The organism is Clostridium algoriphilum (assembly GCF_020443705.1).
In the GTDB taxonomy this organism is placed as follows: Bacteria; Bacillota; Clostridia; order Clostridiales; family Clostridiaceae; genus Clostridium_AD; species Clostridium_AD algoriphilum.
Genome location: NZ_JAIZZK010000014.1, coordinates 40052 through 59652 on the forward strand (window position 1 = coordinate 40052; position 19601 = coordinate 59652).

A 19601-nucleotide genomic window follows, 5' to 3' on the forward strand; every position below is an offset into this window, starting at 1 on the left:
TTATACACTGAAATGTTTGGATAGGTAATTTTAAAACACTACTAAAATGTAGATATAAATATTAATGTAAGATAATGCATACAGGACAATGATCTGATCCAACAACCTCATTTAAAATAGAAGCTTCTTTTAAATCACTTAATAAATCCTCGGTTACAAAGAAATAGTCAAGTCTCCACCCTACATTTTTTTCCCTAGCCTTAAATCTGTAACTCCACCAAGAATATTTTACTTCTTCCTCGTGAAGGTATCTAAATGTATCCACATAACCATAAGATATGAATTTATCCATCCAAGCTCTCTCTATTGGTAAAAATCCTGAATATTTTTCATTTGCTTTTGGGTTTTTAAGATCAATTTGGTTATGAGCTGTATTATAATCTCCACAAATAATTAATTTTTTTCCTTTTTTTCTCAATATTTCACAATAAGTGAGTAATGTATCATAAAATTCCATTTTATAATTTAATCTATCTTCATCTTTCTGACCATTAGGAAAATATATATTAAATACAGTACAATTTTCAAACTCTGTTATTAATATTCTACCTTCATTATCAAATTTCTCTATTCCGATACCATAAGTCACAGATATTGGTTTTTGCTTAGTATATGTAGCTACCCCACTATAACCCTTCTTCTGCGCACAGGAAAAGTATGAATAATAACCCTCTATATTTTTAAGTTCTTCACTTATTTGGTTTTCTTGGATTTTTGTTTCTTGTATACATAAAACCTCTGGTTGTTCAACCGTTATCCATTCAATAAACCCTTTATTTTTTATAGCCCTTATGCCATTTACATTCCATGAATATATCTTCATAAAAACACCTTCCTTCTTAATTGTTTTATACAATAAATTTACCTATATATCTATTATTTACTATTTTAAATCCAGTATGTAAAGTTCTTAATATTAATATATCATATTATTGACTATTATAAAATTACCTATTGTACTTATTGCTTAACAATAAGTATTATAGTTTTTCAATGATTCATTTTAATTGTCTGCTTTAAAATATACATAATTATTATCACCCTTATGGTTAAACCAGAATACTATTATAGTAAAAGGGGGCTTCACTCATGGACCATAGAGAAAAATATACTGGAAGCAAAGAAGTTTTTTACTTTTTTTTAAAGGATGAAATTATAAAATTATTTAAGGATAAACTCAAAATAGACGGTCACCGTGTTTTAATACCAGACAATGAAGAATTAGATTACGAATTTAAACTTGATAGCGATGAAGATTATGGTAATTTTACAATTAAAGTTAAGTGGGGAGAAAAACCTAAACAAACTGACGATGATGAATTTGAAGATAACTCTATACTAGCTGAAAAGTTTAAAGAAAACACTAATATAAACTCTGATGGTATGGATATAACTACGAATGTAAGCTTCGACTACGAACCCTTTGAGATTTAATAAATTTTAAATCTACACTCCCTGAGGATGCATTCTAAAAATATCAAATTATACATTTGCAAATATAACTTTCTTTTCCTCAATACCAATTAACACTCCTCAGGGTTTTGTATATAAGTATAAATTGCAAAGTTACGTATAGCAATTCAAACCCCATCTATTTAATTAATTATCAGCTTTTAGATATTAAAAAGCAAATCTATTGTGCGTAGACGTTTAAATTAGATAACTGGTTAATAAATATTTATAATAGTTCTAGCATTTAAAATTGTTTTCTATTTTCAGAGTTTTACAAGGAGGTCACATAATGGACGAAGAAAATATAAATTCAATACTGTCCCAATACAATATTAATGTCGTTGATGTAAAAAAACAATCTGATAAGGGTAAGAAGGCCGTTTGGTGGATAAAAACTACTGGTGGTGATAAAGTCTTAAAAAAGCACTCCTGCTCATCTAAAACCCTAGAATTCATACTCTCAGCTGTTGAGCACTTACAAAATGGGAGAGTTAACTTATCTAAAATCATCAAAACTAAAGATAATTCTAATTATATAAAAGGAGTTAACTGCTGCTATGTGTTAAGTGATGCTATTATTGGCAATCCCCCAAATGAGGACAAACCTCAAGAATTAAAAATGATAGTAGAACAACTAGCTACTTTCCATTACGATTCTAAAAATTTTGTGTTTCCTGATGATTGCAAGCCGAGGTTACATTTGGGTCTTCAAAAAGATGAGTTTGAGGGTCAAATGATTAAATTAAAAAGCTTTTACGATCTTGAAATATCTAAACCTAAGCATTCAGAATTCGGACAAATTATTATAACAGAATTTCCTTATTTTTATAAAAGAATGCAATTAGCCATAACCGAAAATGAGAAATCAGGATATGCTAAATGGTCTCTTGAAGCTAAAAGTACAAATTGTCTTTGTCATCAGGATTTTACTGCGAGCAATCTCATTCTTACAAATTCAAAAGATATATTTGTTTTAGATATAGATTCTATTACTATAGATTTACCTACTAGAGATATAAGGAAATTTTTAAATAAGATAATGAAAAAGAAAGGTCAATGGGATTCAAAGTTAACATCACAGATACTACAATGGTACAATGCCTTAAATCCCCTAGATCATTGGAAATGGCAGGTATTAAAAGAAGCATTAATTTTCCCCCATCTTTTTGTAGGTATCATGAGCAAATATTATGAGAAGCGAGAAGTCAATTGGCCTGAGGCTAGATATATTGAAAGATTAAAAGGAATGATTAAAACAGAAAAATCTATAGAGCCTATTCTTCAAAATTTTGAAAGAATTATTCCTTCATAGGTTAATATAAGGAGGCATTAAATTGGAAAACGAATGGGATAATTATTTATCACTTGGTAGTAAAGTTCTTCTAAAGTACGCTATAAAGGCACAGAATTTAAAAATACTTCAGAGTAAAGGTTTGAAAACATTATGGAAATTAACGTATAAAAATATACCATTATGTCTTAAAAGATTAAATCAATCTTTTGATGAGGCTCTTTTCTCCGTAAATGCACAAATATATACATTGAATAATGGTGGTAGTGTACCGAAAGTCTATCCTAATGCTAGAGGAAATTTTATAACTGAGTATAACGGACAGTTTTTTGTATTATACAGCTGGATTAATGGACGCGATATGAATTTAGATGATCCTAAAGATTTAAAATTGGCCTTGCAGTCATTGTCAAATTTTCATGTAGACTCAATTGGATATGACCCACCAATACATGCCAAGATATCATCTAAACTTGGCAACTGGCCAAAACAATATGAATCTATGAAAAATAGAATGTTAAAAATAAAAGAGATTTGTATACAATCTCCCAATATCACATCTTATTCAAGCTTTGTACAGCATATAGATCCAATAATAGAAATTTGTAACAAAACTATTAATTTAATTAATAGTTCTCCTTATAGTGATCTATGCAATATTAATCAAAGAGATTGCTGCTTATGTCATCAGGATTTCGGCACTGGAAACGTAATGTTATTAGAAGGCAAAGGCATAGTTATTGATTTAGATAGTGTAACTTATGACTTACCTGCTAGAGATTTAAGAAAGATTATTGGAAAAAGAATGATGAGACTTAAAAATTATAGTATTAAAGATATTGAATCTATCCTAAAATATTACGAAACAAATAATATCCTATCCCCAGATCATAGGGAGGTTTTAAAAATTGATCTGATGTTCCCTCATTGGTTCTTTGGTTTAGTAAAGACTCTGCATAAGAATCCCAAACCTACAAATAGCAATAAACTTTCTTTAATTGCAGAATTCGAACAAAATAAATTCTCTGTTTTGGAGAAATGGCTTTAAGGAGGCATATTATGAAAATAGCAATAGTTTGTACGGAAAAGCTTGCTTTCCCTCCTGTAAATGGGGGAGCTGTTCAAATGTATCTTGAAGGTGCCTTGCCTATATTATCAAAACTTCATGAAATAACTGTGTTTAGTATACAAGATCCTAAGTTACCTAACACAGCTACTGAGAGAGGCGTAAAATATATACGATTACCTGCAAGCACTAAAGAAGAATATGTGATTGGTGTAAAAAGCTACCTTTCAAATGTCTTTGATTTAGTCCATGTATTTAACAGACCTCGTTGGGTTCCCTTCTTAAGTAAAGGCTTAACTTGTGCCTTTAGTTTAAGTTTGCATAATGAAATGTTCCCGCAAAATAAAATTAGTAGTGACTTAGCCAATGCCTGTATTAATAGAGTAAGTTTTATTACAACTGTAAGTCAGTTTATTGCAAATGGCGTAAAAGAATTGTACCCATCAGCTGCAAGTAAACTTCATCCTGTGTATTCTGCAGTAGATTGTAATCTATATAAACCAATTTGGTATAGTGATAAGGATTCATATAGAACAGCATTGCGAGCAGAATACGGACTACAAAATTATAAAACAATATTATATGTTGGTAGATTAACTCCAAAAAAAGGTACCCATATAGTACTAGAAGCTATGAACTCTGTTATGAAATCACACCCAAATACGGCTTTAATGATTATAGGGAGCAAATGGTATGGTCGAAATCAGCCTACTGATTATGTAAAATCATTAAAGAGATTATCTAAAGAACTACCAGGACCAGTTATTTTTACAGGTTTCTTAAACCCTAAAGAAATTCCAAAGTATTATAGCATAGGTGATATTTTTGTTAATATGTCACAATGGAGAGAACCTCTAGCAAGAGTTCACTATGAAGCTATGGCTGCTGGATTACCTATAATAACAACTAATCGAGGTGGTAATTCAGAAGTAATGGAGGAAGGTGTGAATGGCTTTGTAATGAATGATTATGAAAACCCAAAGGTTCTTGAGAAAAATATAGTACGTCTTCTAGATAATAAAGATTTGGCACTTAGCATAGGTGAAAATGGAAGAAAATTAGCTGAGGAAAAGTATAGTTTTAATAGACTAGCTAATGACTTACTAAAACTTTTTGATAGTATTAAATAATTTAAGAACATTAGGGGGTGCATGTTGAAAAATATATTTTTAGTAACTGGGGGCGCAGGTTTTATTGGTTCAAACCTTTGTGATTATTTATTAAAAAACGGTCATAAAATAATCATTATTGATAACTTTAATAACTTTTACAACTCTAATATAAAGAGAAGTAATATTACCCATATGAAAAACTTAATGAAAACTAATAACATTTTAAATGATAATTTGATAATAGAAGAAGGCGATATACGCGATATTAATTTTTTAACAAGAGTAATTAGTTCATATAATATAGATGTTGTAGTTCATCTTGCAGCTATGGCTGGCGTGCGCCCCTCTATCATGGACCCACTTCTATATAACGAAGTAAATATTAACGGAACACTAAATTTATTAGAATTATGTAAGCAATTCAGCATAAATAAACTTATCTTTGCTTCCTCTTCTTCTGTGTATGGCAACAACCAAAAGCTTCCATTTTCCGAATCGGACTTTGTAGATTCTCCGATATCCCCTTATGCATCTACTAAAAAGTCTGGTGAACTATTGTGCCATGTTTATAGTCATCTATATGGATTTAATATAGCCTGTCTAAGATTTTTCACTGTATATGGACGCAGACAAAGACCTGATTTAGCTATTTACAAGTTTACAGACTTAATCTTAAAAGGAAAAGAAATTTGTATTTTTGGAGATGGCACTTCGCAAAGAGACTACACCTATATAGATGATATTATTCAAGGAATAGATAAAGCTATAACCTGGGCAAGTACAGATACTAGTAAATATGGAATTTTTAATTTAGGCAGGTCTGATACCATTATGCTTAAATATATGGTACAAAAATTAGAATCTGAGATTGGCATTAAAGCTAATATGAAATATTTAACCTCGCAGCCTGGCGATGTAGAAATAACCTATGCAGATATTACTAAATCCAATAAAATCTTAGGCTATAATCCACTAACAAATTTTGACGATGGCATTTCAAAATTTGTTAAATGGTTTAGAGCTGTTCCATTTTCAGGGTAATGTTATTGAAAAGGACTAACACTTTTTAAAGTATTAGTCCTTTTTTTGAACTTAATTTCTAATGTTTCCTTTTCCTATAGAGTAATACGCTTTAATATTAGCCTCTTTAATCTTCGCTTTATCCAATATATTTCTTCCATCTATTATCACAGATTCTCTCATTAGTTCTTGAGCCTTAAATAGATCAATATTATAGAATTCGCTCCACTCCGTACAAATTATAACTGCATCAGAGTCTGCTAAGCATTCATACATATCGTAACTATAAGTTATATCTGGAAAAATATTTTTTATTTCTTTTGTAACCATAGGGTCATATGCTTTTACATTAACCTTGCTTTTTAATAATTCTTCAATTATATACAAAGATGGTGCTTCCCTAATATCATCTGTATCTGGTTTAAATGTCAGTCCTAATATAGCTACTACTTTGTCTTCAACCTCTTTATAATATTCTTTTAATATTATCACGGGTAATACTCTCTGCTTTTCATTTACATTAACAGTTGCCCGTAGAATATCAAGGTCACAATTATAATTCTCAGATATTTTAACTAGTGCTTTTGTATCCTTTGGAAAGCAAGACCCACCATATCCAATACCTGCCTTTAAAAATAAAGGTGAGATTCTCTTATCCAATCCTAATGCATAGGCTATAACATCAATATCTGCTCCTACCTTATTGCAAAGGTTAGCTATTTCATTCATAAAAGAAATCTTCACAGACAACAATGCATTAGAGGTATACTTAATTAACTCTGCTGTTTCTGGATTCGTTAACACCATTTTTATATTAAATGGCTCATATAACTTTTTCATTGTTTCCTCAGCTTTAAGCGAGTCACAACCTATAACTATTTTGTCTCCATAAAAAAAATCATATATAGCTTTCCCTTCTCTTAAAAATTCTGGATTGGAAACTACATCAAAATTTCCCTTTGGCACTTGATTTTCCAGAAACTTAATTTTTATATATTTTTGAGTACCAACTGGCACTGTACTTTTAGTTACTATTACCTTATATTTATCAATATAAGGCGAGATTAAATTTATTACTTCATCTACTTGCGCAATGTCTACGTCCCAATTATCATTTGTTGGCGTGCCCACTGCAATAAAAATTATATCCGAAGACTTAATCCCTAGTTCAAAATCCTCAGTAAACTGAACACTCGCGACTCTTAGAGATTCTTTTAATAATTCGTCTAATCCCTCTTCAAAGATAGTTGGTGTTCCATTTTTTAGCATTTTTAATTTATTTAAATCTTTTTCTACGCAAATTACTTTATTTTCTTTTTTACCAAAGCATAATGCAGTTATAAGTCCTACATAACCAGCTCCAATAACGCATATATTCATACAATCACATTCTCCTCTTTGATAGTATCACATTTTTCATCTTATACACCTACCTGTTTATCATCAATTTTCATTTGTAAATTAATAATTCATTTCTGTATTATTAATAATATTTATCATTAGAACATTGCTTGTACATATAATTAACTGATACTAATGCATGATTTTATATATATATAAGTACTATATGAGGTGATTCACAAATTGGTGAGACATACAATGCTATATTACTGAATATCTCAATCATTTATTATTTGATATTAATTATCTATATATAAAGCACATAACGTGTATGGTATAATCAGCTAAGGCAAGTTTTTTAACTATGCTATTACACTAATCTAATAAAAATTAAGAGGTATAAAATGAAGTTTAATAGAATTAAAAAAATTTTTGGATATATGTATGAATTACATCGTAGAAATTTTAAGTTGTACTTTAAGCCAACACGCAATCCATTACATGATCCCGTAGAAACAAACTCTATCCATTGGGTAGGCCATGCTACAGTTGTTATCAATTTGTTTAATAAGGTTATAGTAACTGACCCTGTGACTAGTATGAATCTTGGTCAAATAAAAAGATTAATTAAACCATCTTTAAACTTGTCCACAATTAACATAGATTATATACTGCTGTCCCATGGTCATATGGATCATATGAATTACTCGACCCTTATAAAAATAAACAAAAGTGCTATAGTTATTGCACCTAAAAATTTAAAACTCCCCTTGAAAGTGTTAGGGTTTAAAAATATAATCATTTTAACACATAATCAAACATATATTGATAGTTACATAAACATAAAAGCCTTAAAAGCAAGTCATGATGGAAGGCGGTATCCTTGGGGAGCAAAAGCTGAGAGTAACTCCTATATAATAAAAAGAAAATCAAAGAAGATTTTCTTTGCTGGAGATACGGCTTATACGAATGTATATAAAGATTTAGTAGCTGACGTTGCTATTATGCCTGTCGGTTGCTATAAACCTGATGAGTTTCAAGATTTGCATTGTACGCCCCAGCAAAGCTTTAAGATGTTTAAAATGACAGGCGCTAAAATTATGATACCAATTCATTATAAAACATACATTTTAGCTCAAGATAAAGATGAGGTTACTCGAGATACTCTAAAAAGAATAAATGATGGAAGCATAAAGATTATTGATGTTGGTCAAACTGTAAAATTAGAAGATTCTAAATAAAATTAAAAGCGGGTACTTAGACCCTTTCAAAGGTCCGTGCCCGCTTTTTTTAAATAAATAAATCTTCAATATCATTTTGACTCATCTGAGACAGCAATAATTCTGATCCTGTTTCATTATTAATTACACTTTCAGAAATTTCTTTTTTCTTTTGTTGTAGCTTAAATATCTTCTCTTCTATAGTTCCTCTTGCTATTAATTTAATAACTTCTACTGTTTTCTTCTGGCCAATTCTATGAGCTCTATCTGTAGCTTGAGCTTCTACGGCTGGATTCCACCAAGGGTCAAAATGTATTACCATATCTGCACCTGTAAGATTTATACCAGTGCCCCCTGCTTTAAGAGAAATTAAGAATACCTGCGAATCCCCATCGTTAAAGGTTCTAACCATATCTACTCTATTTTCTGCCTTAGTTGAACCATCAAGATACATATACTTAATCCCTTTAGGTTCAATCCTACTAGCAATATTCTTTAATACCCTTGTGAACTGAGAAAATATTAATATTCTATGGCCTTGTTCTAAACTATTTTCCAAAATCTCATCTAAAGCATCCAATTTGCCGCTACCTCCATTGTAATTTTCTATGAAAGTAGAAGGGTCACAACATATCTGCCTTAACCTTGTTAATATTGATAGTACTTTAAACTTGCTTTTATTGAACCCTTTTTCCTTGATATCATCCTCAAGTTCTCCTTTTGCATCCCTTAAATAAGCTAAATATACTTTCTTCTGCTGTTCTGTCATTTCTACTGAAATCCTATGTTCAATCTTTTCAGGTAAGTCTTTTGCAACCTCAAGTTTAGTCCGCCTAAGTATAAATGGTTTCACATGATTATTTAGTTCTTTAAGTGCTTCCTTACTTGCATTTTTCACAATAGGCGCTTCATATTTCTTTGAAAAAGCACTATGATTTAACATATAACCTGGCATTATAAAGTCAAAAATTGACCAAAGCTCTGTAAGAGAATTTTCAATAGGGGTTCCTGTAAGTGCAAATTTACATTGCGCATGTATACTTTTCACAGAATGTGCACTTAGCGAATTAAAATTTTTAATAAACTGTGCCTCATCTAAAAAACAATATCTAAATTCTATATTTTCATAGTCCTCAAGGTCTCGTCTAATAAGTGCATAGGTTGTAATAACTACATCCGAGTCATAAATGTTTTGTTTTTGTTCATTTCTCTGGCTTTTGCTTCCAGATATTACCATACAATTTAGTGAGGGTGCAAATTTTTCTATTTCATCTTTCCAATTGTACACAACTGACGTAGGGCACACTACTATCGATGGTTGTTTTTTATCATTTTCTTCCACTTCTGATTGAATAAATGCTATAGCCTCAAGTGTTTTACCAAGCCCCATTTCATCTGCTAGTATTCCGCCAAATCCACAACTTGAAAGGGTTTTTAGCCATTTAAATCCTACCTTTTGATAGTCTCTCATTATATTATCCAAAGTTTTAGGAACTATAGTTTTTAATTCTTTTATATCTTTTACAGTACTAACTAATTCTTTAAATTTTTTATTAGTATCCACAAAATCCATTTGTTCTCTTTTTAATTTTTCTTCTATGTATATAGCGTTATATTTAGATAGTAGAACTTTATTCTTTGAAATATCACTATCCTTTATATTTAGATACTCTATCATTTGAGCAACCTTTAATATATTATCTGAATCTAGCAGAACAAAACTTCCATTTTTAAGCCTATGATACTTTCTTTTTTCTCTGAGTGATGCAAAAATATTACTAAGTTCAATATTATCCACTCCCTCAATGCTAAAGCTAAATTCTAAAAGGTTATCCTTGTTAAGTGTTATTTTTGATTTATATCCACTGTTTCCGTGTACCTTAATTTTCTTGAATTCCTCTGAATAGTATACATCTGCGATTTTTTGAAGCTTTCCTATTCCCGAAACTAAAAATTCTAGAAGTTTATCCTCATCTCTCATCTCGAAGCCCTTGTCTGTACGATTAAAGCCATATGCATGAAACTGATTTATAATACTCATTTCCTTTTCCATGTCTCTTATAAGTGCTCTTCCCTCTTCTGCTTTGTTTTTTATACTATTAAACGGATTTATTTCCATATCTCCATACTTAAAAGTTATACTGACCTCAACATTCTTTGATTTTTTTTCAAAATAAACGATCGCTTTTAGCTCTTTTATATAGAATTCTGTCTGGAGTGATGTATCTATGTCAACTTTATTACTTATCTTACTTAAAGTTGGAAGTATAAATGAAGCTACATCATTTCTTTCTTCTTCGTAAAATTCTATGCAGTTATCCTTCTCTTCTTTAAATCTATTATAAAATGGCATATATGAATCCCTTTGTTTAATTGGTGGCTCATATATTTTGCCTTCATAAAAAAAGAACTCACCATCACCACTTAATGCCGTTGGGAAATGATTGTTTTGCTCGAGTATAAATTTATTATCCTCTCTATTAATTTTAAATTCTAGAGGCATAGATTCTCGTTCTATATGTACATTAGTAAATGTTTCACCTTTTATTACCACAGTTAAGTCTCTATTATATAAACATTTAAATAATCTTTTAATCATGCTATCGGTAAAAAAAGCTTTTTTCCCAGACAAAAATTTTATAGTATTACTTCTATATGTATCTGCGGAACCTGCCATAAATTGTAGTTCACTTGCTTCCCTAAATAACTCTATGATAGTTAAATCTTCTTTTTTAAAATAATGTAAATAAGGATTGTATGTGAACTTTTTTCCAAATTCTATAGGCTCATAACTTTTATTATAGCAATTAAAAAACTCTTTTATGTTTTTAACCACATACAACTTATCCTCTCCAACCTTAATCCCCACAGAAGATTTGTTGTTATCACGATTAGACTCATGTTCATATTTTATTTCTATATTCAAAGATATTTTTGCCTTTGGATCATCACTTATATTTTTAGATATTTGCTTAATTAAGCTATTTGTTTTACGCATTTTTTTAGCTTTTAAAATCTGTTCCTTCTCATAAACATACTTAAGCAATGTAGCAACTGCATGTTTACACATGCTTGTCTGTCCATAAAAACTATAATTAGCATTGCAGTCACAATGATTAATTATAAAAGGAGCAATGTTGTTAAAACTCACAACTACTTTATAATGAGTGAACTTTGAAGACTCTACTTTTGAAGTTATCTTCGTTTCCGTATAGTCTTCTTGCTCTTTATTTTCTATATCAATATACTTAACCTTGTTACTTAAGTAATATTCTCTTCCCATTGTATATGTACCTGTATCAGTATTTTTTTGTATAATTTCTTCATTAATGTCAATCAAAAGTTTCACCCACTCAATTTTTGAATTTTTATAATTTTATAAAATAAGCATGTTTTACTATTATATACTATACTAACAGTTATTTCTCACAACCTTAAAACTTAAACCTACCTTTATTTTAAAAATGTTCTCACGCCAATGGTTTTAATTAATCAATTCAAGATTCATTATTAAAAAAGCACACTCAAAAGATTAAATGAGTGTGCCCAAATGTTATTATTCCATGGCCATAAATAATACTTTATTATGATTTTTGAACATTAATAGCTTGAGGTCCTTTAGGTGCATCTACTACATCAAATTGTACTTCTTCACCCTCATGTAAATCCTTTCTTGGTCCTTGTTCTTTTATTGCTAAATGATGAACAAATACATCTTCACCCTCTTGAGCAGATATAAATCCATATCCTCTTTCAACATCATACCACTTTACTATACCTGTTTTCATAAATTTTCCTCCTTGTCATTCTGTGAAATACGAAATAATTCAATGTTTAAGTATAGTATTAACTATAAATATCTAACTAATACTTTTAATGTGCATAAAATCTTTACATAAACAATATAATTATTAATAGTAATTTAAAGAAGGTATGAAATGAAAAAACGTAACACATTGCTTGGATTTATCATGATTTTTGTAGGATCACTACTTGTTGCTGCCCAAATATCTGACATGCATTTTTTAAGTTTTTCAAACTTTTGGCCTCTTGCTATCCTAGTTCCAGGCATAATGCTTGAATTAAGTTTTTTCTCTTTTAAAACGGAACCTGCTATATTAGTTCTTGGTGGAATCTTTACCACTATAGGTTTACTATTTATTTTTGAGACTTCAACTAAATGGACATATATAACTGAAACTTGGTCAATTTACACCTTTAGTTTAGCTATAGGGTTATTTCAATACTATTTGTATTCAAAAAAAAATAAACTCCTGCTATTCTTTATATTTTTACTCCTCTTTGTGTCTATATTTTCTTTTGCCATTAACATCTTAGGAAGTAGATATATTTGGCTTTCTTATGGCTTATTGCTTCCCTATTTAGTTATAGTTATAGGTATATATATATTCTTTAAGAACATTTTTGGTTAAATTATTATTGTGATTTCATATTCATTACTTTTATTGTTTTAACATAAAAAAATAATCCCAGCAAAATAAACTTTATGCTGGGATTACCTATATACATTATTATAACTATCATTATTCTTCATTAATTAAAGATATTTGGCTAGGATGGCAGGATTCGAACCTGCGAATGCCAGAGTCAGAGTCTAGTGCCTTACCACTTGGCTACACCCCAATAAAAAAAAGAGTTAATGGTGACTCCTAGGGGAATTGAACCCCTGATTCCACCGTGAGAGGGTGGTGTCTTGACCGCTTGACCAAGGAGCCTTACTAAGTATTAACACTACGAGATATAGTATACCTCGTAATTCATCATAAGTCAAATCTTTTTTAGCAAATAGTCCATTTATTATTATAACTTGGAATAATATGAATTATAAACATAGAATACAACTATGTCGCAGACCAATTTAATTAATATTATATGCTTTTTAGTATATTATTTATATCATCACTAACTTTTATCCTATTGTCATATACCCACTGTTCATCAAAACTCAATTTAAATACTTTTGAAAATGAATAATAAAGGTTTATTTTTTGATAATAAATTTCTAATTCAGAAAGGTCATCTAATAGACACTGTGGTTTTGATACAATTTCTCTTTTGGCTATAAAAATTTCGTCTACATAGTTTAAAAATGCATCCATCATTTTCTCGTTAGATACATCAAATGGAATTTTTAGTAATCTCCATTGAATTAACTCCTCTAAATTATAACCTCTTAAATTATCTAATACCACCAGATACTCACTTATATCCATTTTTCTATAAAATGTTATTTTTTCTTCTTTTGTACTCCATAATGCTAATTTTTCTCTAAGTGAAAGATTCTTAATTTTTAATATAGCTTCACTTGGCCCTAATACTCCCTCTTCTATGATAATATCATTGCAATCTAAACTCTCTCTTATAAAACTTTGAGTATTACCATAAGAAGCTACGTATCCGACTTCATATATCCCCTTTCTACCTGCCCTGCCTGCTATCTGCTTCACCTCTTGAGAGGTCAAGTATCTTACCTCATTACCATCGAACTTTTTAATATCCATAAATATTATTCTTTTTATTGGTAGATTTACTCCCATACCTATAGCATCAGTAGATATTAAAATTTTACTTCCCTCGTTAATAAACTGATTGTATTGTTGTTTCCTCACCTCTGGTGGTAAATCCCCATAAATTAAACTTACTTTCATACCTATATTAGAATAATGATAAGCTAGTTCTAACACTTTTTTCTTTGAGAATGTGACTAATGCATCACCCTCCTCTATTTTTTTATAAGAAAAAGATACCTGTTCCATTACTAGAGGAACTTTTCTTTTATACTCTATAATTTCATATTCATCAGAACAATCATCTATTATTTTTATAAGCAGTTCTTTCGCGTTCATTGCGCCGCAGATATGTATCTCTTTGCTTTTAAGTCCTAATACAGCTCTTGTCCAAGCAGCTCCCCTTTGGTCGTTATCTATCATCTGTATTTCATCTATGATACCAACCTGATATTCCTTATTTATATCTAACTTTTCAATAGTACAACAGATATGTTTAGCATCTTTGATTATTATCTCTTCTTCTCCAGTTGCTAGATTACATTTTACACCCTCCTCATTTAATTTTTCAAAATTTTCTAGTGCTAGTATTCTTAATGGAGATAGATAAATCCCACATGTTGCCTCCTTTAGCCTAATGATAGCATTATATGTTTTTCCAGTATTAGTTTCACCTAAATGAAGATAAAATTTTCTTTTGAATTTTCTTGTTTTTTCATACTCATCTTTAGGATTAGAAGGAAACACGCGATCAAACTCACTTGATATAGCTTCAGGAATATGTTCAGTAATTAAGACACTGATAATTCCTGACTTTAAATAACTTTCACCCTTATTCTTTAAAATGCTCTCATAATTAAAATCTGTCCCATTTTTATTATTATAATCCTCAAGGAGCCTTATTGATATAGATTTAAATAATTCTAAATAATTTTCATAAACTATCCAATAGTCTTTAAGATTTTCCTTCCTAAATTCCCTTAATTCCTTCATTTTCTTTCTTACAGAAGCTTCATGCTCCCATAGTGCATTTGACTTAGTATGCTTTACTATTTCTTCAATTTTAGTAAATTGACTTTTTACTTTTTTAAAATTCCTTTCTATAACTCCCTTTTTCATTTTATTTCCTCCAATAATGAGTAGATAGGAACATAAATTGAATAACAAGTCAATAATGCGGCTGATATTGACTTGTTATTTATTTTTATGTGACTTATTATTATATTTTCTCACAACTACTTACTTATCATACATTTTATAATAATATAAACAAAACACTCAGCATAATTATATTTATGCTAAGTGTTTGCATTATAGTATTTGTAATATATTTCTCTTTATTTCATTAAATTTTACTGATGTCACTATATCTGCAGTTCTACTTTTAGGTAAATCAACAAATATTTCTTTTTTTATTATTGCTGGTTTGTCTGATAATACATATATCCTATCAGATAAAAAAACTTCTTCTATATCATGAGTTATAAATATTATGGTGGCCTTAATCTCTTTACTTACTTCTAGAAGCCAGTAGTGCATCTTTGTTCTAGTAATAGCATCAAGTGCTCCAAAAGGCTCATCTAGTAGCATAATGTCAGATGACGACATATATGTTCTAAGTAATGCAGCTCTCTGCTTCATACCTCCTGAAAGTTGAAAAAGATATTTGTATTCAAAGCCAACAAGTCCAAATGTTTCAAAATAACTAAGCACCTGTGCTCTTGCCTCTTTTTTAGACTTTCCGTTTATAATTAGAGGAAGCGTTATATTATCAATAATATTTTTCCATGGAAGTAGCAAGTCCTTTTGATGCATAAATGGGAACCGTTTGAGATACTACTAAAATTGAATATATACACTTCTTGATAAGTTTCACATTATCCATTAAAATAGCTAAAAACAATGCAATTAATATTGATATTACAAACCCAATTAAGGCTTCATATAAAGTTGCATATATATGGGTCGTAATGTTTGGAACTATATTAATTAATGTATTAATGATATCTTTTGGTGAAGGTAGTATGTATTGAGGAACCTCCCACTTATCTACAGCTATCTGCCATATAAAAAGAAGAATTAATTGAAATAATATAGGAATAAGCTTATTTTCTATATTTATATACTTTTTCATTCATAGTCACACCTTCAGCTTTATAATCAATTTTCACTATAGAAACAACCCTTGATGCTCCATGGGCTACACAAATTTCTTGAGCTTTCGCTACAATATCTAACAGCTTATCTAGTTCGCCTTCCATAGTAGTTTCCATTGGTCCTACCTCACATTTTACACCGCTCGCTTGAATGTACTCTATAACCTTATCTACTACGGGATAAATCCTTTCCTCTGTTACAACTGGTATAACTTGAAGACTTACATTTACAACTGACATTTAACTTCCCCCTCAAAATATTATTACAACTAAATTTTATTTAATATTTGTACTAACAGAATAAATAAAGCACTAAAATAAACCCTCTGCTTTTACTCAAGCGAAGGGTTCTATAGCTATATAATTTAGCACTATTTATGTAGTATTACTTAAATCTAAATGCAAATCATATTTTCCCTCCGCTGGAATTATCCAATTCAGGTTATAAGGGTCGAAACTTAGCTGTTTCCTCTCAGACGAAATTATTGACTCCCCTAGTTTAATATTAAATTAGTTTACCTATATATATATGTTACCTAAAGTTTCTTGTAATGTCAAACATTAGAGAGGCATCTTTTATTAAGAATTCATATCATCTTGAAACTTTTTAATAGATGCTTTAAGTTCGTCTATCTGTTTTTGCAAATCCATATTAATACTATTAGAATTATCATTTGCATTATCTCCACCTTGATTTCCTGCCTGTGGTTGGATATTTTGAAGTTGAGCTGCAATTATAAAAATAGTTTGCCCCACACCATCTAAAAAATTCCCTACCAGATTTTGTTGGTTAATATTAAGCTTAGAAGCAATTACAATTCCAATTATTGTTGCTAATGTAGCTAATTCGTTAGGTGTGTATTCTTCTATTTTTTTCAAATGATACCCCTTTTTAATATTGTTATATTATATAATATTCATTTCATAAAAAAGTGTAAATAATATTTTTTTGTTAATATAGGTCATAGAAATACACTGATTCATATATTACTCATAAGGGGTGGTATATATGAATGTTTCTACTAATAGAAAATTTGCGGACATTGTGTTTGAAGGAGGCGGAGTTAAAGGCATTGGTCTTGTAGGTGCATTAAAAGCATTTGAAAACAAAGAATATCAATGGAAGAACATCTCTGGAAACTCTGCTGGATCTATTGTAGCTGCACTAGTTGCAGTAGGCTACTCAGCTGAAGAAATAAAAAAATTAATGCTAAAGCTTGACTACACGAAAATTACTGATAGAAGTTATTTTAATATACCTATATTGTCTAATACACTCAATCTCCTCTTTAAAAAAGGCATTTTTAAAGGTGATTATATAAAGAACTGGATTGATGAAGTTCTGTCCTATAAACTTAAGCTTACAAACAAAAACAAAGTTACTTTTGGAGATTTAATTATTCCAGGAGAAAATGGTATTCTTTTAAATAATAAAAAATATAAAAGAAAATACAAACTGCATATTATAGCAACTGATATCAGTAATGGAAAGATGATAATTCTACCAGAAGACATTGCTGAATACGGGATAAACCCCGATGAACTTCAGGTAAGTTTGGCAATCAGAATGAGCATATCTATTCCCTACTTTTTTCAACCAGTTACATTAAACAATATAAATACTAATAAAAAGTCTCTCATTGTTGATGGTGGCGTTTTAAGTAATTATCCAGTTTGGTTATTTGATGTAAATGGTGCTCCTCAATGGCCAACAATAGGTTTTAAACTCGGAGGGAACAAAGAAATACGAGAACATAAAATCACAAATATCTTAAACTTCACTTCTTCAATCATAGAAACTATGCTAGAAGCGCAGGATGATATTCATATAAGAGAAATGGATTTTCTACGCACTGTAAAAATTGATACTCTTGATATTAAAACTACAGATTTTAATATTGAAAGCAAAAAAATTGTGGATTTATATAACTCTGGTGAATCTTGCGCGAAAGACTTCCTTAAGAATTGGGACACCGATTATAAAAAGTATCGAATGCTAAGGAGCAATTCTTTTAACAACAATAGAATATAGTAAAAAAACACGTGGCAGGTATGCTTTCCCTACTACGTGTTTTTATTTAAAAGGATAATCTTACATTTCTTTTTTTATACCTCTACTCAAAGTATTGTCATAATCTATAAATTCATATACATCTTCATCAAATAGATCACTAAAACTTTTAAGTTCATCTAAATTTAATTCTTCTATAGCCTTATGTTTTTTCTCGCAGTTTATTACAATGTTTCCTATAACTCCATGAGCATCTCTAAATGCCATTCCCTTTTTAACAAGATAATCTGCAGCTTCAGTAGCATTTAAAAAACCTCTTTTAACTGCATTATGCATATTGTCTTTTTTTATCTTTAAAGATCCTAGCATTTCATTCATAACCTTTATGCATTTCAAAACTGTATCAACTGCATCAAAGAAAGGCTCTTTATCTTCTTGCATATCTTTATTATAGGCAAGTGGAATTCCCTTCATAGTGGTAAGCAGACTCATTAAGTCTCCATACACTCTTCCAGTTTTCCCTCTTATTAGTTCTGCTGCATCTGGATTCCTTTTCTGTGGCATTATGCTACTACCAGTTGAAAACTCATCGCTAATTTCAATAAAATTGAACTCTTTTGTACTCCATAGTATTAACTCCTCACTTAATCTACTAAAGTGCATCATTATAATAGAAAAATGAGATAGAAGTTCTAATAAATAATCTCTATCACTTACTCCATCCATAAAATTATCTACTGGTTTTTTAAACCCTAATTCTTTTGTTGTAAAAGCCCTATCTGTATCATAGGTAGTTCCTGCTAAAGCGCAACATCCAAGAGGATTCTCATCCATAATTTCAATAGCACTAATAAGCCTTTTTTTATCCCTACTTAGCATATTATGATATGCCATAATATGTTGCCTAAATGTTACCACCTGAGCTCTTTGCATATGTGTATATCCTGGCATTATAACAGCATTATCATTTCCCACTTTAAGAATAGTAGCTAAAATATTATCTAAATTATCAATAACATCCGAGGCCTTGTACTTTGAATATAATCTCATATCTACTGCAACTTGGTCATTTCGACTTCTTGCTGTATGAAGTTTTTTACCGACATCACCTATAGTTTTTGTAAGATTTATTTCCATAAAACTGTGAATATCCTCATAGTCACCTTCAATTTTTAGCTTGCCTTCTTTTATATCTGACATTATAGAATTCAAACCATTAACTATAGTCATGCTCTCATCCTGTGTAATGATGTTACATTTTGCAAGCATTTTAACATGAGCTATACTACCCATAATGTCTTCATAATATAATTTCTTATCAAAGCTTAGAGAACTATTAAAGTCCTCCATAAGCTTGCTTTCCTTTTCAATAAATCTTCCACCCCAAAGCTTCATATTATCACC

The 19601-nt window shown here is 30.0% G+C and carries 18 protein-coding genes, 2 tRNA genes and 1 riboswitch; of the genes, 7 read left to right on the plus strand and 13 right to left on the minus strand.

Annotated elements, in window-relative coordinates; translation table 11 throughout:
• Nucleotides 1-61: 61 nt before the first annotated feature.
• Nucleotides 62-823 (minus strand): exodeoxyribonuclease III, encoded by a 762-nt coding sequence (locus tag LGK95_RS11515; RefSeq protein ID WP_226124938.1) that lies wholly within the window; start codon nucleotides 821-823, stop codon nucleotides 62-64.
• Nucleotides 824-1089: 266 nt separating this feature from the next.
• Here LGK95_RS11515 and LGK95_RS11520 point away from each other — a divergent pair, with 266 nt between their 5' ends.
• The 5 genes from LGK95_RS11520 to LGK95_RS11540 all read left to right on the plus strand — a co-directional run bounded on the left by LGK95_RS11520 (nucleotide 1090) and on the right by LGK95_RS11540 (nucleotide 5962).
• Nucleotides 1090-1434 carry a hypothetical protein gene (locus LGK95_RS11520; RefSeq protein WP_226124939.1) on the plus strand — a complete coding sequence of 115 codons (345 nt, stop codon included), beginning with the start codon at nucleotides 1090-1092 and terminating at the stop codon, nucleotides 1432-1434.
• A gap of 307 nt (nucleotides 1435-1741) precedes the next feature.
• Complete coding sequence (locus LGK95_RS11525; RefSeq protein WP_226124940.1) at nucleotides 1742-2764, plus strand: CotS family spore coat protein; 1023 nt, start codon at nucleotides 1742-1744, stop codon at nucleotides 2762-2764.
• A 22-nt stretch (nucleotides 2765-2786) separates the two neighbouring features.
• Nucleotides 2787-3791 (plus strand): CotS family spore coat protein, encoded by a 1005-nt coding sequence (locus tag LGK95_RS11530; protein ID WP_226124941.1) that lies wholly within the window; start codon nucleotides 2787-2789, stop codon nucleotides 3789-3791.
• Between the two features lie 11 nt (nucleotides 3792-3802).
• Nucleotides 3803-4939 carry a glycosyltransferase family 4 protein gene (locus LGK95_RS11535; protein ID WP_226124942.1) on the plus strand — a complete coding sequence of 379 codons (1137 nt, stop codon included), beginning with the start codon at nucleotides 3803-3805 and terminating at the stop codon, nucleotides 4937-4939.
• Between the two features lie 24 nt (nucleotides 4940-4963).
• Nucleotides 4964-5962, plus strand: a complete 999-nt coding sequence (locus tag LGK95_RS11540; RefSeq protein ID WP_226124943.1) for a GDP-mannose 4,6-dehydratase — start codon at nucleotides 4964-4966, stop codon at nucleotides 5960-5962.
• 51 nt (nucleotides 5963-6013) lie between these two features.
• Here the strand turns inward: LGK95_RS11540 and LGK95_RS11545 are convergent, their stop codons facing one another.
• The gene (locus LGK95_RS11545; protein WP_226124944.1) at nucleotides 6014-7321 is read right to left on the minus strand and encodes a UDP-glucose dehydrogenase family protein; all 1308 of its coding nucleotides are present in this window, start codon (nucleotides 7319-7321) and stop codon (nucleotides 6014-6016) included.
• A 365-nt stretch (nucleotides 7322-7686) separates the two neighbouring features.
• On the opposite strand from LGK95_RS11545, the gene LGK95_RS11550 reads away from it, so the two are divergent.
• Nucleotides 7687-8523: an MBL fold metallo-hydrolase gene (locus LGK95_RS11550; protein ID WP_226124945.1), complete on the plus strand. Its 837-nt coding sequence runs from the start codon at nucleotides 7687-7689 to the stop codon at nucleotides 8521-8523.
• A gap of 49 nt (nucleotides 8524-8572) precedes the next feature.
• Here LGK95_RS11550 and LGK95_RS11555 read toward each other — a convergent pair whose 3' ends face one another.
• The 10 genes from LGK95_RS11555 to LGK95_RS11600 form a co-directional block, all read right to left on the minus strand.
• On the minus strand, nucleotides 8573-11785 hold the full coding sequence (locus LGK95_RS11555; RefSeq protein WP_404814426.1) for an SNF2 helicase associated domain-containing protein: 3213 nt from the start codon (nucleotides 11783-11785) through the stop codon (nucleotides 8573-8575).
• 301 nt (nucleotides 11786-12086) lie between these two features.
• Complete coding sequence (locus tag LGK95_RS11560; protein ID WP_226124947.1) at nucleotides 12087-12290, minus strand: cold-shock protein; 204 nt, start codon at nucleotides 12288-12290, stop codon at nucleotides 12087-12089.
• Nucleotides 12291-12424: 134 nt separating this feature from the next.
• On the minus strand, nucleotides 12425-12646 hold the full coding sequence (locus LGK95_RS11565) for a hypothetical protein (protein ID WP_226124948.1): 222 nt from the start codon (nucleotides 12644-12646) through the stop codon (nucleotides 12425-12427).
• Between the two features lie 425 nt (nucleotides 12647-13071).
• Nucleotides 13072-13146 (minus strand) — tRNA-Gln (locus LGK95_RS11570).
• A gap of 17 nt (nucleotides 13147-13163) precedes the next feature.
• A tRNA-Glu gene (locus LGK95_RS11575) sits at nucleotides 13164-13238 on the minus strand.
• A 153-nt stretch (nucleotides 13239-13391) separates the two neighbouring features.
• Nucleotides 13392-15149: a helicase-related protein gene (locus tag LGK95_RS11580; protein ID WP_226124949.1), complete on the minus strand. Its 1758-nt coding sequence runs from the start codon at nucleotides 15147-15149 to the stop codon at nucleotides 13392-13394.
• Between the two features lie 192 nt (nucleotides 15150-15341).
• Nucleotides 15342-15845 carry an ABC transporter ATP-binding protein gene (locus LGK95_RS11585; protein ID WP_226124950.1) on the minus strand — a complete coding sequence of 168 codons (504 nt, stop codon included), beginning with the start codon at nucleotides 15843-15845 and terminating at the stop codon, nucleotides 15342-15344.
• The gene (locus LGK95_RS11590; protein WP_226124951.1) at nucleotides 15802-16164 is read right to left on the minus strand and encodes an ABC transporter permease; all 363 of its coding nucleotides are present in this window, start codon (nucleotides 16162-16164) and stop codon (nucleotides 15802-15804) included. Before LGK95_RS11590 ends, LGK95_RS11585 begins: the two co-directional genes overlap by 44 nt.
• A complete protein-coding gene (locus tag LGK95_RS11595; RefSeq protein WP_226124952.1) occupies nucleotides 16136-16426 on the minus strand; it encodes a thiamine-binding protein in 291 nt (96 codons plus the stop codon). The genes LGK95_RS11590 and LGK95_RS11595 overlap by 29 nt, the downstream gene beginning before the upstream one ends.
• A gap of 156 nt (nucleotides 16427-16582) precedes the next feature.
• Nucleotides 16583-16692, minus strand: a riboswitch (TPP riboswitch).
• Nucleotides 16693-16765: 73 nt separating this feature from the next.
• Nucleotides 16766-17065, minus strand: a complete 300-nt coding sequence (locus LGK95_RS11600) for a hypothetical protein (protein ID WP_226124953.1) — start codon at nucleotides 17063-17065, stop codon at nucleotides 16766-16768.
• Nucleotides 17066-17195: 130 nt separating this feature from the next.
• On the opposite strand from LGK95_RS11600, the gene LGK95_RS11605 reads away from it, so the two are divergent.
• Nucleotides 17196-18218 carry a patatin-like phospholipase family protein gene (locus tag LGK95_RS11605; RefSeq protein WP_226124954.1) on the plus strand — a complete coding sequence of 341 codons (1023 nt, stop codon included), beginning with the start codon at nucleotides 17196-17198 and terminating at the stop codon, nucleotides 18216-18218.
• Nucleotides 18219-18278: 60 nt separating this feature from the next.
• Here the strand turns inward: LGK95_RS11605 and argH are convergent, their stop codons facing one another.
• The gene (gene argH, locus LGK95_RS11610; protein WP_226124955.1) at nucleotides 18279-19592 is read right to left on the minus strand and encodes an argininosuccinate lyase; all 1314 of its coding nucleotides are present in this window, start codon (nucleotides 19590-19592) and stop codon (nucleotides 18279-18281) included.
• Nucleotides 19593-19601 lie beyond the last annotated feature (9 nt).

What these genes read in the sequence shown, in the direction of transcription:
- LGK95_RS11550 (WP_226124945.1), top strand. Translation starts at nt 7,687, where the DNA reads ATGAAGTTTAATAGAATTAAAAAAATTTTTGGATATATGTATGAATTA.
- LGK95_RS11590 (WP_226124951.1), bottom strand. Translation starts at nt 16,164, where the DNA reads ATGAAAAAGTATATAAATATAGAAAATAAGCTTATTCCTATATTATTT.
- LGK95_RS11545 (WP_226124944.1), bottom strand. Translation starts at nt 7,321, where the DNA reads ATGAATATATGCGTTATTGGAGCTGGTTATGTAGGACTTATAACTGCA.
- LGK95_RS11595 (WP_226124952.1), bottom strand. Translation starts at nt 16,426, where the DNA reads ATGTCAGTTGTAAATGTAAGTCTTCAAGTTATACCAGTTGTAACAGAG.
- LGK95_RS11525 (WP_226124940.1), top strand. Translation starts at nt 1,742, where the DNA reads ATGGACGAAGAAAATATAAATTCAATACTGTCCCAATACAATATTAAT.
- LGK95_RS11515 (WP_226124938.1), bottom strand. Translation starts at nt 823, where the DNA reads ATGAAGATATATTCATGGAATGTAAATGGCATAAGGGCTATAAAAAAT.
- LGK95_RS11560 (WP_226124947.1), bottom strand. Translation starts at nt 12,290, where the DNA reads ATGAAAACAGGTATAGTAAAGTGGTATGATGTTGAAAGAGGATATGGA.
- LGK95_RS11535 (WP_226124942.1), top strand. Translation starts at nt 3,803, where the DNA reads ATGAAAATAGCAATAGTTTGTACGGAAAAGCTTGCTTTCCCTCCTGTA.
- LGK95_RS11580 (WP_226124949.1), bottom strand. Translation starts at nt 15,149, where the DNA reads ATGAAAAAGGGAGTTATAGAAAGGAATTTTAAAAAAGTAAAAAGTCAA.
- LGK95_RS11585 (WP_226124950.1), bottom strand. Translation starts at nt 15,845, where the DNA reads ATGCATCAAAAGGACTTGCTACTTCCATGGAAAAATATTATTGATAAT.
- LGK95_RS11605 (WP_226124954.1), top strand. Translation starts at nt 17,196, where the DNA reads ATGAATGTTTCTACTAATAGAAAATTTGCGGACATTGTGTTTGAAGGA.
- LGK95_RS11555 (WP_404814426.1), bottom strand. Translation starts at nt 11,785, where the DNA reads ATGGGAAGAGAATATTACTTAAGTAACAAGGTTAAGTATATTGATATA.
- argH (WP_226124955.1), bottom strand. Translation starts at nt 19,592, where the DNA reads ATGAAGCTTTGGGGTGGAAGATTTATTGAAAAGGAAAGCAAGCTTATG.
- LGK95_RS11520 (WP_226124939.1), top strand. Translation starts at nt 1,090, where the DNA reads ATGGACCATAGAGAAAAATATACTGGAAGCAAAGAAGTTTTTTACTTT.